The sequence below is a fragment of the Segatella albensis DSM 11370 = JCM 12258 genome (genome assembly GCF_000426565.1).
Classification (GTDB): domain Bacteria; phylum Bacteroidota; class Bacteroidia; order Bacteroidales; family Bacteroidaceae; genus Prevotella; species Prevotella albensis.
Genome location: NZ_AUFP01000002.1, coordinates 236,353 through 250,391 on the forward strand (window position 1 = coordinate 236,353; position 14,039 = coordinate 250,391).

Below are 14,039 nucleotides of genomic sequence, written 5' to 3' on the forward strand. Positions count from 1 at the left end.
TTATAGGTTATCATCATCACATCAGCGGAGACAACAACCTGATCAGGCTCTCCCACAACCGTTCTCCAAATGGACGATGATTTATATTTTTCAGTTTTTTCAATGGAACACACAGTTTTTCATCTTCCAGATATACGTTTTTCATCCTCAGAGCCATATCCTCATCATAGAAGAAAGCATTCGATTCGAAATTATTCTCAAAGCTACGGAAATCAACATTCGTACTTCCACAAGTACAAATACTGTCGTCACTCACCAACAACTTACTATGATTGAACTCACCTTTATAATAATAGACGCTTACACCAGCCTCAGCAACTTCAAAGACATAACTCCTTGAAGCCCATTCCACCAGTTTCGCATCCCCATGCTCCGGTATCATCAACCTCACGTCCACTCCTGCCAAAGCCGCTGTACGCAAAGCAAACAATATCGGTTCGGTAGGTAAGAAATAAGGGGTTTCCATATATACATATTTTTTTGCCTGAAGCAAAATCCTGACATATCCTTGCATGATATCAGGCCATTGGGTGATCGGACTACTCGTTACCACCTGCATAATACAGTCGTTGCAGATGTCCTTGTTGATTTCCGGATAATATTTCCTACTTGTTATTAATGTGCGGTCTACAAAATACCAGTCTATCAGGAATGCTCGCTGAATGGCATACACACCACTACCTTCCACCCTGAGATGTGTATCTCTCCATCCTTGATGACGCATCCCTTTCACATAACGCAAAGCGATGTTCATGCCACCTATGAAACCGATCTTTCCATCTACCACACACAGTTTGCGATGATTCCGATAGTTTACCTTACTCGTGAAGGCAGGAAACTTCACAGGCATAAAGGAGTGAACATCGATACCGCCATCACGCATTCGCTCAAAGAATTTGCTCTTTACATTCCAGCACCCTACATTATCATATATCAGTCTCACCTCAACACCGGCACGGGCTTTATCTATCAAGGCATCGGCTATCAGTCGTCCAAGTGCATCGTCTTCTATAATATAGGTTTCAAGATGAATATGGTCTTGGGCAGAACCTATTGCGGCTAACAGACCACTAACGAACTGATAACCATCCGTATATATATCAACACGATTATCCTTGAAAGGTAACGACAAACTCTGATTGGCAAACAAGCGCATCAACGGGCGCTGACCTTCCGGTAAACGGAGATTCTCCTGAACGGTATATTCCAACATACTCCGTTTGGTTAGTTGGTCCAATGACCGTTGACTTATCAACCGTTCCTTACGCGTATTCTGTCCGAAAAAGAAATAGAGTATAATACCTAATACAGGTAGAAACCAGAGCACCAATAACCAGGCAATAGTCTTCACGGGCTGACGGTTATCCATCAGTACAGCAACCATCGTTCCGATAACGATTAGGAAGTATAGGGCTAACAGTGTCCAGTGTATGTATATCATTATTTAAATCCTATCAATTTATGAGTTTGTAAACTCAGCATCCATTTTGGATTTTTCTTAATTTCCTCAATGCATTGTCCTATGATTTCCGCATTTTTCCCGGCATCACCTACATCACAAGGTTGAAGATAATAATAATCAGCCTCTATGCCATGATCCTCTACCTTCTCTTTGCCATCGTAGATGCACTTCAGTTCCTGACATTTCCTCACCATCACATTCTTTTTAGGTGAAACCGTAAGCCAATCGAGATTAACAGGAGGATTCTTCGTGCCGTTCGACTCCATCGCTACCAAGCAAAAGCCAGCCTCGTGCAACAGGTCGATCAGTCTTTCATCTACCTGCAGCGTCGGTTCTCCACCCGTAAGCACGATCATCGGATATACCCCGTCCTTATCAGGGACCATCTCCAGAACCTCTTCTACAATCTGCTCATCCGTCATCTCACGATAGCCGGAGAAATCTGTATCACAGAACGGACAAGCCAGATTGCAGCCACTGAAACGAATAAAGATCGCAGCCCTTCCCGTATGCCGCCCCTCTCCTTGAAGAGAGTAGAAGATATCATTAATCCGCTTCATAACTTGCTATATTGTTTTCACTTTCCTGCACATCAGCCTTATAACATGTCGGAATCTGATCGACAATCCATTTGGCCAAGTTCTCTGCAGTAGGATTAAAAGTAAAAATCTTATTCAGATCTTGATGATCCAGACGACCGTGGATTTCCTGCTTGATACGTGTAAAATCTTCGAGCATTCCGTCCCTATTCAACTCCTTCGACTTACAATATACGGTAATCTTCCAGTTATGTCCATGCACATTCGTACATTTACTGCTGTAAGAAAGGGTCAGATGATGACTTGCCGATATTTCAAAGGTTTTCTTTATATAATACATATAACTATACTTTACATGAATACTATTTAATAATATTACTTCCTAAGCTCTGGGCTAACAGATTTCTGATTTTCTGCATCTTCATATATTCTTCCATGAGACTCCTCTGCTGCTCTGCATCAATACCAGGTTGCTTCAACTGAAATTTCAAATCTTTCAGATGATTCTCCACATAATCCAGTCGGAAACCTACAACAAGACGAATGGTCGTATTCTTGAGTTTCATGGCATCTATATTCACCTTCAAGCTCTCCGACAACTGGAATCTTACACACAGTTTTCCTGCCACCCTACTGACTTCCGGATCATAGTGTTGTGTAAAATAGGTCTCTGCCTTGAAATCCTCATCATCAAGATGCGCCACACACTCTTCCAAGATACGATTGTATATCTCATTGGTAAACCTAAGATTGTCTGCGCCCAAATCCATTGCCACATACTGAGCCAACGGAAGTTCGATGTCGTTACCTTCATTATCTTGAACGGTAATCATCCTTTCACCATATAGCACGACCATCCGGATAAGCATCTTCTCGACCTTCTTTTCCAGACCGTTCCCCTTCACCTGCTGCTCTCCCCCTTGCACAGGAGCTTTTTGTTGCACACTTTCAGCACGGGCTGCATCTTTCTCCATTTCATCCTTACCACTCCGGATAAAACGATTCATCTGCGAAATCAAAGTTTCTTCTCTGATACCAAGGCGCTGTGCACAATCATGAATATAGGTGGCACGAATGATCTGATCTGTGATTACCGAAATAGACTGTACGATCGAGTTGATTGCCTCCGAACGTTTGATCGGGTCGGTAACTCCCTTCAACATCAAGTTCATCTTAAACTCGATGAAATCCGTTTGATGCGTTTTGATATATTCCTTAACTTCTTCCGAAGAATGATTACGGGCGAAACTGTCGGGGTCATCACCATCAGGCAACAACAGCATCTTCAGATTCATACCCTCCCGCAAGGCGATATCGGTACCGCGCAAGGCAGCATGGATACCCGCAGCATCACCATCATAGATAAAAGTGATATTACGGGTGAAACGTCGAAGCATCCTTATCTGATAGACACTAAGAGCCGTTCCCGAGTTGGCTACCACATTCTCTATTCCGCATTGATGCATAGAGATCACATCCGTATAGCCCTCCACCATATAGACACAATCCTCACGGGATATAGCCTTCTTGGCTTGGAAGATACCATAGAGTTCCCGTTCCTTGTGATAAATCTCACTATCCGGAGAATTGACATATTTCTGGTTTACGCCCTTTGTCCTACTATCGAGTACACGGCCACCAAAGGCAACGACCTTACCACTCACACCGAACCATGGGAATATGGCACGACCCGAGAAGCGGTCAAAAATCTTACCATCTTCTCTTTGCACACACAATCCCGTCTTCACCAGATATTCCGCCTTGTACCCTTTCTTCGTAGCCGCATCAACCAGAGAAGAGCGCTCATTCAAGGCAAACCCCAATTTGAACTTCCTGATAATATCGTCCCTAAAGCCTCTACTTCTGAAGTAAGGCATACCGACAGCCAATCCATCAACATCCTTATGAAGGATATCTTGGAAATAATCCGCAGCCCATTCGTTGACGATAAACATGGATTCCCGTTCATTCTCCTTCTGCTTTTCCTCATCAGAAAGTTCCCGTTCCTGAATCTCGATATGATATTTGCGGGCCAACCATCTCAAGGCATCAGGATACGACATCTGTTCCAGTTCCATCAAGAAATTTACCGCATTACCACCTTTTCCACAAGTGAAACAATGGCAGATGCCACGACTCGGCGAAACCGAAAAAGAAGGATGACTATCATTATGAAAAGGACAGAGTCCAACATAGTTGACTCCCCTTTTCTTCAAAGACACGAATTCAGAAACCACATCTACGATATTTGTGGCCTCCATGATTTTATCTATAGTCGAACGATCTATCATAAGTAATTGCAAAGATAAAAAAATAATTCCACAATATCAAAAAGTCCACACCTTATTTTAATAAAGATACAAGGAAAAGACCGAACGAAAAAGCATACTTTTGTGCACAGCAAATCAAAGAATGTGCATTTTTAGCCAGAATTATTTGCTTAAAAGGTAAAAAATCCGTATTTTTGCGTCCGGCTTTGTTTCATCATGTAAGCCAATAAGATTTGCAAATTATATATCATAACAACTTTAAATATGAAACTAAGAATCGTTGTACTTGCCAAGCAGGTACCTGACACAAGAAATGTAGGCAAAGACGCCATGACAGCCGAAGGTACTGTCAACCGTGCTGCATTGCCTGCTATCTTCAATCCAGAAGATCTAAACGCTCTGGAGCAGGCCCTTCGTATCAAGGACCAGAATCCAGGTTCTACAGTAGGAATTCTCACCATGGGTCCTCCACGTGCGGGTGAAATCATCCGTCAGGGTCTTTATCGCGGTGCCGACGAAGGTTGGTTGCTTACCGACCGCAAGAGTGCTGGTGCCGATACATTGGCCACTTCTTATTTCTTGGCAAAGGGAATCGAGAAAATCGGTAATGTAGATATCGTTCTCGGTGGTCGTCAGGCTATCGATGGTGATACCGCACAGGTAGGTCCTCAGGTAGCTCAGAAACTTGGTTTGAATCAGGTTACTTATGCCGAGGAAGTACTGAAGGTTGAGGATGGCAAAGCTACTATCCGCCGTCACATCGACGGAGGTGTAGAGACTGTTGTAGCACCTCTTCCTGTATTAATCACAGTAAACGGTAGCGCAGCTCCGGCCCGTCCTTGCAATGTAAAGCGCGTGATGAAGTACAAATACGCTACATGCCCTATGGAGCGCAAGGGTGACGAACCTTGGAGCGACCTCTACGAGACACGTCCTTATCTGACACTCGGTCAGTGGAGCATCGCCGATTGTGGTGCCGACTACGACCAGTGCGGTTTGGCAGGTTCTCCTACCAAAGTAAAGGCCGTACAGAACATTGTATTCCAGGCTAAGGAAAGCAAGACTCTTACAGGTAGCGACGCTGATGTAGAGAGCCTCGTAAAGGAATTGTTGGACGAAAAGATTATTGGCTAATTATGAATAACGTATTTGTATATTGCGAAATAGAAGGAACCACCGTTCAGGAAGTTTCTCAGGAATTGCTTACAAAGGGTCGTAAACTGGCCAATAAACTTGGTGTAGACCTCAATGCAATTGTTGCCGGTAGCGGCATTAAAGGTAAGGTAGAAGATCAGATTTTGCCTTATGGTGTAGATAAATTGTTCGTTTTCGATGCAGAGGGTTTGTTCCCTTACACATCGGCTCCTCATACCGACATTCTCGTCAACTTGTTCAAGGAAGAGAAGCCTCAGGTTTGTCTCTTGGGTGCTACCGTTATCGGTCGCGACCTTGGTCCTCGTGTGTCTTCATCTCTTACTTCCGGTCTTACAGCCGACTGTACCCAACTGGAGATTGGCGACTATGATGACAAGAAGACCGGCAAGCACTACGACAACCTACTTTATCAGATTCGTCCTGCATTTGGTGGCAACATCGTTGCAACCATCGTTAACCCAGAGCATCGTCCACAGATGGCAACAGTTCGTTCCGGCGTTATGCAGAAGGCAATCTACGAAGGTCAAGCTAAAGGTGAGGTCGTATATCCTGAAGTTGCAAAATATGTACCTACCACCGACTATGTCGTTAAAGTTATCGACCGCCATGTAGAGGCAGCCAAGAACAATCTGAAGTCAGCTCCTATCGTTGTAGCCGGTGGCTATGGTGTCGGCAGCAAGGAAGGCTTCGAGCAATTGGCATTGTTGGCTAAAGAACTTCACGGTGAAGTTGGAGCAAGTCGTGCAGCCGTAGATGCAGGTTGGGTAGACCACGACCGTCAGATTGGTCAGACCGGTGTCACCGTTCATCCTAAGGTATATATCGCATGTGGTATCTCTGGTCAGATTCAGCACATTGCAGGTATGCAAGACTCAGGTATCATCATCAGTATCAACAACGATCCGGATGCACCTATCAACAAGATTGCAGACTACGTCATCAACGGCAATGTAGAAGAAGTAGTTCCAAAGCTCATTAAGTATTACAAGCAGAATTCTAAGTAAATTATGGCAAACTATTATACAGATCATCCAGAGATTGAGTTCCACCTGAACCATCCTCTGATGAAGCGTATCGTTGACCTCAAGGAGCGCAACTACGCAGACAAAGATAATTTCGACGATGCACCGGTAAACTACGAGGACGCTATCGAAAACTACAAGCGCCTGCTCGACATCACCGGTGATGTTGCAGCAAATATCATAGAACCAAACTCAGAGAGTGTAGACCAGGAAGGTCCACATCTAGAGAATGGTCGCATGATCTATGCTAGCAAAACTTTCGAGAATCTCGATGCTACACGCAAGGCCGGTCTTTGGGGTATCTCTATGCCTCGTCGCTACAACGGTCTCAACATTCCTAATGTAGTATTCTCCATGGCATCAGAGATTATCTCTGCTGCCGATGCCGGTTTCCAGAACGTATGGTCACTACAGTCATGTATCGATACTCTTTATGAGTTCGGTTCTGAGGAGCAGCGCCAGAAGTACATTCCTCGCATCGCAGCCGGTGAGACCATGTCAATGGACTTGACCGAGCCAGATGCAGGTTCCGACTTGCAGCGTGTCATGCTGAAGGCCACACAGGATGAGGACGGCACATGGCGCCTGAATGGTGTAAAGCGTTTCATCACCAATGGCGACTCTGATATTCACTTGGTATTGGCTCGTTCTGAGGAAGGCACCCACGATGGTCGTGGTCTTTCTATGTTCATCTACGACAAGCAGGACGGTGGCGTAACAGTACGTCATATCGAGAACAAGTTGGGTATTCATGGTTCACCTACCTGTGAGCTTGTATTCAAGAATGCCAAAGCAGAACTTTGTGGCGACCGCAAGCTCGGTCTTATCAAATACGTCATGGCATTGATGAACGGTGCCCGTCTGGGTATCGCAGCACAGAGTGTCGGTGTAGAGCAGGAAGCCTACAACGAGGGTCTTGCCTATGCCAAGGAGCGTGCACAGTTCGGTAAGAAGATCATCACCTTCCCAGCTGTTTACGATATGCTTTCTCGCATGAAGGCTAAGTTGGATGCCGGCCGTTCACTCCTTTACATGACAGCACGCTATGTAGACATCTACAAAGCCCTTGAAGACATCGCTCGTGAGCGCAAGCTTACACCTGAAGAGCGCAAGGAAATGAAGCAGTACAGTCGTTTGGCTGACGCCTTCACTCCACTGTCTAAGGGTATGAACTCAGAATATGCTAATCAGAACGCATACGACGCCATCTCTATCCATGGTGGCTCTGGTTTCATCATGGAGTATAAGAGTCAGCGTTTGTTCCGTGATGCACGTATCTTCTCTATCTATGAGGGTACAACCCAGTTGCAGGTAGTAGCAGCTGTACGTTACATCACTAACGGAACCTATCTGAACATCATGAAGGAGATGCTCGAAGAGGAAGTATGCGACTGCATGAAACCTCTGAAGGAGCGTATTGCCAAACTCGTTGCCACTTACGAAGAGGCTATCGAGAAGGTTAAGGCAGACGCTAACCAGGACGAGCACGACTTCCTTGCACGTCGTCTCTACGATATGACAGCAGACATCATCATGTCACTGCTCATCATCGCCGATGCAAGCAAGGCTCCGGAGCTCTTCAAGAAGAGTGCCAACGTTTATGTTCGCATGGCAGAGGAAGAAGTTATCGGTCACGCAGCCTATGTTAAGGCTTTCAATGCCGATGACCTTTCAAGTTTCGTAGCTGAGGAAGCTGCAGAAACCGAAGTTGCAGAGTAATTCACATCATAGCAATCATAGAGACAGGACGTAACATTTAATTACGCCCTGTCTTTTTTAATTATCGATATTGGAACATGAGACAAGATTTAGAACAACGTGTACAGCGTGCCGTTGACAACTTCATGCAAGGATACGGTTGCTGTCAGAGTGTCGTTGCAGCCTTTGCCGACCTATATGGCTTAGACGACACGATGGCCAAGAAGATTGGTGCCGGCTTCGGTGGAGGTGTAGGCAGAATGAGAATGATGTGTGGTGCCGTATCGGGCATTGTCGTCCTTGTAGGACTTGACTGTGGACAGACTGAAGGTGCCGACAGAGAAGGTAAGTCGGCCTGCTACAAAGTGGTACAGGAGTTGTTAGCAAAATCTAAGCAACAGAATGGCTCTATCATCTGTGCAGAGATTCTGGGCCTTAAGGGGCACGAGAAGGCAACAAGCAACTATATAGCTTCTGAGCGCACCGCAGAATATTACAAGACACGTCCATGTGCCGCAAAGGTAGAGAGCGCAGCCCGTATCTTCGCAGAATATCTGGAACAAAAAAATAGGAAGTAATCTCACCGAGATTCTTCCTATCCAACTGTCAACATACAGTCTGAACTAACATTTTCAATCATTTAATATGGCTAAGTTGGTTTCTATACCAACTAATTGCAAAGATAACACAAACTATAGATACTATAAATCACTATATCATGGTATTTATATGCCATATTTGTGGTATTTCAGTTGTCATCATATCTTTTATTCTTTTCTAACGATGTAGGCACATCCTCATACCTTCTTTCTTATACCAATAGGTAGGAAGGGAGACGTCGTTTTAGTCACTTTGACTAATAGTAACAAGTTTATAACCAATTCCTCTTACATTTACGATTTCAACATTTTTGTCATCAGAAAGCATATGTCTCAACTTAGTAATGAATACGTGCAAACTTCTTAAATTATAATAGCTATCATCCCCCCACAATTCCATTAATAAAGTATTTGTCTTTATTACAGTAAATTGCTTTTTAGATAAGAAATATAAGATTTGACTTTCTCTATAAGATAAGGTTTTGATTTTCCCGTTAAGAACTAGTTGCTGTGTAGAAGGATTAAAAGTATATTTTCCAATATTAATCCAATTGTCATCTATAACATCATTGTCCACCAACTTCTTATGATCATAATAAGTTCTAGAAACTAAGGCTTTTATCCTTACTATTAATTCCTGTATTCCAAAAGGTTTTCTTAAATAGTCATTAGCCCCAAGTTCGAAACCATTAACAACATCGTTTACCCCAGATTTCGCAGTTAGAAATAAGACGGGAGTTATCTTGTCAAATGTTCGCAACTTTCTTATCATCTCGAAGCCATCCATTTGAGGCATCATAATATCAGATACGATGATATTCGGTTTAAAAGTATCATATAATTTTAAACCAGATAAACCATTCCCTGCTACTACTATTTTGAATCCTAATGGTTCAAGTGTATCCTTAATGATAGAAGACAACATTTGTTCATCTTCTACGAGTAAAACTTTAATATTATTATCCATTAGCTTTTGTTCTTAAAAAACAAAGTAAAAGTGGTTCCTTTTCCTAATTCACTTTCAACGACAATATCTCCTTTCATTTTATTCATAATCTGCTTAACATAATATAATCCGAGTCCATATCCTTTTACATCATGTCTGTTATTGTTGGGGACTCTATAAAATTTATCATATATATATGGAATATTGCTTGATGAAATGCCTATTCCATTATCAGAAATAGACATTTCATTATTCTTTGCCTTAATATATATATGCAAGTCATTTCTTGAGTATTTTATAGCATTGTCTATTAAATTACTTATAATATGTTGCAAGTGTTGTTTGTCAGCATATACAACAGCATCTTCCGGTAAAACTTCAATGGTATATTTAAAATGCTTCTTATTTATACAGAAAGGTTGAATTGTAGACTCTATAATAGGCTTTATTTTAATATTATCCATGGAAAGGCTCATATTTTTTCTACGCTCCATGCTCATCGATAATATTTGTTCAGTCAATTCACTTAATTGTGATAGTCCCTGACGTGTTATTTTATAAAGTTGAATTTTCTTTTGTTCGTCGAAAACATCTGAATAATTTATCAATGAATCAATTGCAGCATACGAAATGGCTATAGGAGTTTTTAATTCATGAGTCATGTTATTCGTAAAGTCGGATTTCATCTCATCCAGTTCCTTCATGCTATTTATCGTTCTTATAAGATACCAGAGAATAGCTGATAGCATAATGATAATTAAGACAGAGATGATTACAATACCTACAATTCTATTATATACTATTGTAACAAGTGATGGTATAACAATTCTGTATCTTAATCCATTATTACAACATTCCAGTAAGAATAATGAATTACTATCTGATTTCTTGATTTTATCTCCATTAATTTCGGATAATATATGTCCATCATGAGATAACAATGTTATCCTAATCTCTTGTTGGATTCCCTGTTTAGATAATTCTCTTGTCAATAGATCATAAAAGATTTTAAGATCTGGCAACTTCATGCGATCTAAGGTCTGATGCAAACTAGCCCGTAAACTATGTGATAAATCATTAAATGGATTCTTTATGCTATCTATTTCAAATCTTTTGTTCGTGCTGTTATTACGTGTTAGATCATTACTTACTTCATAGATATATTTTCTTGTTTCTATTTCATATTCTTTCTTATGTTGAATATAATGTTCGCTCTTTATTAACTTTTTATTTTCATAATCATCTCCTAAATAAATGTAAGATGATAAACTATGATCTATTTTCTTTGCTCTAATTACCATTTCTCCATAATCGCTATTTTCTATAGCTCTTTGTACCTTTTGGCGTATTTCGCTATCTTGTTCTTCGTAGAAACGAAATAGCCAGAAAAGCTGATAGCCTATTAGTAATAACAGGCAAATGATAACAGAAACAACAATATATCTAGTTTTCATAAATGCAAAGTTAAAAAAGAAAACTCAAAAAAAGGAATATAAAACAAGGATGTTGAGTGGTTTAATCAAAATTTGTTACTTACTTAACATTAAATAACAGACACTTTAAGTCTAGATAACTCGCAGCTTTCTAGATGATTGGATAATAATAAATACTTTTGCACCAGAACTAAATTAATGAATATCATGAGATTTTCCGTATTATTGTTCATTTGTGCGTCCATGTATAATAAATGCATCGCACAAACAAATGATTCTATAAGAATGGATAGTATAATACATCATTTACCAGAAGTAATGATTCGCGGTGAGCATCCTATCGTAAAGATAAATAAAGGGAAGCTCACATACGACATGAATAAACTCATTGAAAGCAAGGGTGTTGATAATGTGTATGATGCATTGAAAATTATACCTACAGTAGAAGAATTAAATAATGGTCTAACATTAGCCGGAAAGAGCGTCACAATATTAATTGATGGGCGTAAAACTTCTATGTCTTCAGAACAACTCTATTCATATTTAAGAGCTCTTCCTGCTGATAGGTTAAAGTCATCAGAAGTTCTGTATACGGCTCCTGCCAAATATCAGGTTAGAGGTTCTGTGATCAATATCGTATTGGACCAAGAAATAAAGAAAGAAAATACTTTTCAGGGAAACTTAATTTCAAAATATATTCAAGAGCATGATGCAAGTTTTGTAGAGGGTAGCAATATAATATATAAAGATAAAGGATTCTCGCTAGATCTTTTATATAATTACAGTCATAATGATAATTATGGGACAACGTATGAAACATCAATCCATACACTTAACGACAATAGTGTCCATAATATCTCAACACTAGAAACCCTAGAAAAAATAAACAATTCTCATCTTTGGAGATTTGATTTAAATTATCAATGGAAAGATAAAAATAATATAGCATTTACTTATAATGGAAATTATAATAATAACAATTCTCGCGAATACCTAGTGGGTAATATTAATTCAAATAATATACCGACTTCAACGAATTTCCTGCATGATATGAGTTTATCATTTTCTTCACCTATAGGTATTACCGCTAATCTGGAATATACTTATTACAAGACGCCTTCATCGCAGAATCTTACAAGTGTACTCCCAACAGGTGTTCTTAATTTCAAATCAAACGAACAACAACGAATAAGGAGATGGACTGCTGATTTCAGTCATGACTTCAAGGTTTCAGAATCTCTTGATATGAATTATGGATTATCTTATATACATAGTGTTGATAATAGTTGGCAGGAATATCAAGAAACAGGAGAAAATACTGTATCTCATTTCTCTGATATTAATAGTCGACATGAAGAGCATATATTGGATATCTTTGCTGGAACTGAAATGAATCTTAATAAGAATATCGAATTAGAGTTGTCTTTAGCTGCCGGATATTATCATAATTTTTCTTGGCATAAGTGGAGATTATATCCAACCGCAATACTTACGTATTCTCCTAATAGTACCCACTATTTACAGTTCGGCTTTAGCAGTGACAGGACCTTTCCTGAATACTGGAAATGTGGGAATTTCTCAGATTACTCAAATGGTGGATACAATGAAATTGTTGGCAATCCGATGTTAAAGCCGTCTGATGAATATAGCTTACAGATAGAATACCTTTTACATCGTAAATATAATTTTCTACTGTGGTATAATTATAATAATGATTATTTTATTCAGACTCAATATCAGCAGCCAGATAGACTGACAATAACCTATAAGTGCTTGAATCTTGATTATCAAAGACAAATAGGGTCTAGTTTCTCATTTTCGTCGGATATTAAAAGGTTCTGGAATTTTAGAACTTCAATGATGGTTGTATGGCAGAATGAAAAATGCAGTCAATACTATGACATTTCATTTAATAGAAGTATATTATGGAGTATGTTGAATATAAGGAATACATTTAAATTGATCACTGATAGACTATTTCTTAGTTTAGATGGTAAATTCCGCACTAAAGCAATACAAGCTATATATGACCTACCATCTTCTGGTAATGTAGATATTAATATTGTGTATAAATTCCTTAAGAAAAAGGCAAGCATAAAATTGTATTGTAATGATTTGTTTGAAACTTCTTCTATAAATCCTATCATAAATTATTGTGGACAAAACTTGAATATGAAGTTTTCATGTTACCGCCAGATGGGTATTACTTTCTCTTATAACTTTGGGAATTACGAAAAGAAAGAAAGAAAAAAGATAGATACTACTAGATTTAAAAATTAGAATGAATCAACCAAAGAAGGCGAAGCATGATTACTTCGCCTTTATAGTTTGCGGTCCTTAGATTCCGCATTAGCATCTCCATGGCAACCCTACTGTTGTCGAGTCGCCCCTTCTCCAAGTTCCACCCTACAAGGATGCAGCCCCTCGTATCCTTCACCGTGTTGCCCGGATGGATACGGATGCCCTCATAGCCCGGAACATTCATCAGCTGAGGCAATATTCTGTGAAAACGCGACGACATCGTGAGATGTACGGCATAAGTGCCACGGGGAATACAAGGTTTGCCCAAAGCGATATTCTCAGGTAGCTCCAGCGTGTCACAGAGATACACACCATTGATATACATTCTGCCAATGGTATAATCCGAGCGCAGCGCAATACGAAAGATATCTATGTTCATGATTCCCTACCCCATTATATCGCCTTGCATGAAGCTACGCCCCATGAACCGATTATCGCTGATAACACCGTGATGACAAAGCGGATGATCTCCGCCCAAGTTTGTCTCTTCGACTCTAAACTCATAATATTTTTTTTTGTTGAGCACCCTCCGAGAGGGCGGATACCCATGTTCGACATTTCGTTGATAAGGAAAGACCGGCAGTGCCGATAGTTCCTCAAGACCGTGTGTATTG

Annotated in this window: 13 protein-coding genes; 5 read left to right on the forward strand and 8 right to left on the reverse strand. The window is 40.4% G+C overall.

Going from position 1 to position 14,039, the window contains the following annotated elements; genetic code table 11:
- Positions 1-16 precede the first annotated feature (16 nt).
- The 4 genes from cls to dnaG are packed head-to-tail and all read right to left on the reverse strand — an operon-like array spanning position 17 to position 4,292.
- A complete protein-coding gene (gene cls / locus K333_RS0102560; RefSeq protein WP_027452295.1) occupies positions 17-1,441 on the reverse strand; it encodes a cardiolipin synthase in 1,425 nt (474 codons plus the stop codon).
- A complete protein-coding gene (locus K333_RS0102565; protein WP_027452296.1) occupies positions 1,441-2,022 on the reverse strand; it encodes a 7-carboxy-7-deazaguanine synthase QueE in 582 nt (193 codons plus the stop codon). Before K333_RS0102565 ends, cls begins: the two co-directional genes overlap by 1 nt.
- Entirely contained in the window at positions 2,009-2,341 is a 333-nt protein-coding gene (gene queD, locus K333_RS0102570) for a 6-carboxytetrahydropterin synthase QueD (RefSeq protein WP_024989044.1), read from the reverse strand. Before queD ends, K333_RS0102565 begins: the two co-directional genes overlap by 14 nt.
- A gap of 22 nt (positions 2,342-2,363) precedes the next feature.
- Positions 2,364-4,292: a DNA primase gene (gene dnaG, locus K333_RS0102575; RefSeq protein WP_024989043.1), complete on the reverse strand. Its 1,929-nt coding sequence runs from the start codon at positions 4,290-4,292 to the stop codon at positions 2,364-2,366.
- 243 nt (positions 4,293-4,535) lie between these two features.
- Here dnaG and K333_RS0102580 point away from each other — a divergent pair, with 243 nt between their 5' ends.
- The 4 genes from K333_RS0102580 (at position 4,536) to K333_RS0102595 (ending at position 8,724) form a co-directional block, all read left to right on the forward strand.
- Entirely contained in the window at positions 4,536-5,405 is an 870-nt protein-coding gene (locus K333_RS0102580) for an electron transfer flavoprotein subunit beta/FixA family protein (protein WP_024989042.1), read from the forward strand.
- 2 nt (positions 5,406-5,407) lie between these two features.
- The gene (locus K333_RS0102585) at positions 5,408-6,430 is read left to right on the forward strand and encodes an electron transfer flavoprotein subunit alpha/FixB family protein (RefSeq protein ID WP_024989041.1); all 1,023 of its coding nucleotides are present in this window, start codon (positions 5,408-5,410) and stop codon (positions 6,428-6,430) included.
- A gap of 3 nt (positions 6,431-6,433) precedes the next feature.
- On the forward strand, positions 6,434-8,167 hold the full coding sequence (locus K333_RS0102590) for an acyl-CoA dehydrogenase family protein (protein ID WP_024989040.1): 1,734 nt from the start codon (positions 6,434-6,436) through the stop codon (positions 8,165-8,167).
- A gap of 77 nt (positions 8,168-8,244) precedes the next feature.
- A complete protein-coding gene (locus tag K333_RS0102595) occupies positions 8,245-8,724 on the forward strand; it encodes a C-GCAxxG-C-C family protein (RefSeq protein ID WP_024989039.1) in 480 nt (159 codons plus the stop codon).
- Positions 8,725-8,989: 265 nt separating this feature from the next.
- Here K333_RS0102595 and K333_RS0102600 read toward each other — a convergent pair whose 3' ends face one another.
- Both K333_RS0102600 and K333_RS11745 read right to left on the reverse strand, forming a co-directional pair.
- Positions 8,990-9,712 carry a response regulator transcription factor gene (locus tag K333_RS0102600; RefSeq protein WP_024989038.1) on the reverse strand — a complete coding sequence of 241 codons (723 nt, stop codon included), beginning with the start codon at positions 9,710-9,712 and terminating at the stop codon, positions 8,990-8,992.
- Positions 9,712-11,145 carry a sensor histidine kinase gene (locus tag K333_RS11745; protein WP_051230841.1) on the reverse strand — a complete coding sequence of 478 codons (1,434 nt, stop codon included), beginning with the start codon at positions 11,143-11,145 and terminating at the stop codon, positions 9,712-9,714. Before K333_RS11745 ends, K333_RS0102600 begins: the two co-directional genes overlap by 1 nt.
- 264 nt (positions 11,146-11,409) lie before the next feature.
- On the opposite strand from K333_RS11745, the gene K333_RS0102610 reads away from it, so the two are divergent.
- Entirely contained in the window at positions 11,410-13,404 is a 1,995-nt protein-coding gene (locus tag K333_RS0102610) for an outer membrane beta-barrel family protein (RefSeq protein ID WP_161624547.1), read from the forward strand.
- Here K333_RS0102610 and K333_RS0102615 read toward each other — a convergent pair.
- Together K333_RS0102615 and K333_RS13275 are read right to left on the reverse strand one after the other, a co-directional pair.
- Complete coding sequence (locus tag K333_RS0102615; RefSeq protein WP_024989035.1) at positions 13,394-13,804, reverse strand: DUF5675 family protein; 411 nt, start codon at positions 13,802-13,804, stop codon at positions 13,394-13,396. The genes K333_RS0102610 and K333_RS0102615 overlap by 11 nt on opposite strands.
- 14 nt (positions 13,805-13,818) lie before the next feature.
- Complete coding sequence (locus K333_RS13275; protein ID WP_161624548.1) at positions 13,819-13,929, reverse strand: smalltalk protein; 111 nt, start codon at positions 13,927-13,929, stop codon at positions 13,819-13,821.
- Between the last annotated feature and the right edge of the window lie 110 nt (positions 13,930-14,039).

Coding starts and splice junctions, on each gene's coding strand:
- K333_RS0102610 (WP_161624547.1), top strand. CDS start 11,410: ATGGATAGTATAATACATCATTTACCAGAAGTAATGATTCGCGGTGAG.
- K333_RS0102615 (WP_024989035.1), bottom strand. CDS start 13,804: ATGAACATAGATATCTTTCGTATTGCGCTGCGCTCGGATTATACCATT.
- K333_RS13275 (WP_161624548.1), bottom strand. CDS start 13,929: ATGAGTTTAGAGTCGAAGAGACAAACTTGGGCGGAGATCATCCGCTTT.
- K333_RS11745 (WP_051230841.1), bottom strand. CDS start 11,145: ATGAAAACTAGATATATTGTTGTTTCTGTTATCATTTGCCTGTTATTA.
- K333_RS0102595 (WP_024989039.1), top strand. CDS start 8,245: ATGAGACAAGATTTAGAACAACGTGTACAGCGTGCCGTTGACAACTTC.
- K333_RS0102600 (WP_024989038.1), bottom strand. CDS start 9,712: ATGGATAATAATATTAAAGTTTTACTCGTAGAAGATGAACAAATGTTG.
- dnaG (WP_024989043.1), bottom strand. CDS start 4,292: ATGATAGATCGTTCGACTATAGATAAAATCATGGAGGCCACAAATATC.
- cls (WP_027452295.1), bottom strand. CDS start 1,441: ATGATATACATACACTGGACACTGTTAGCCCTATACTTCCTAATCGTT.
- K333_RS0102590 (WP_024989040.1), top strand. CDS start 6,434: ATGGCAAACTATTATACAGATCATCCAGAGATTGAGTTCCACCTGAAC.
- K333_RS0102585 (WP_024989041.1), top strand. CDS start 5,408: ATGAATAACGTATTTGTATATTGCGAAATAGAAGGAACCACCGTTCAG.
- queD (WP_024989044.1), bottom strand. CDS start 2,341: ATGTATTATATAAAGAAAACCTTTGAAATATCGGCAAGTCATCATCTG.
- K333_RS0102580 (WP_024989042.1), top strand. CDS start 4,536: ATGAAACTAAGAATCGTTGTACTTGCCAAGCAGGTACCTGACACAAGA.
- K333_RS0102565 (WP_027452296.1), bottom strand. CDS start 2,022: ATGAAGCGGATTAATGATATCTTCTACTCTCTTCAAGGAGAGGGGCGG.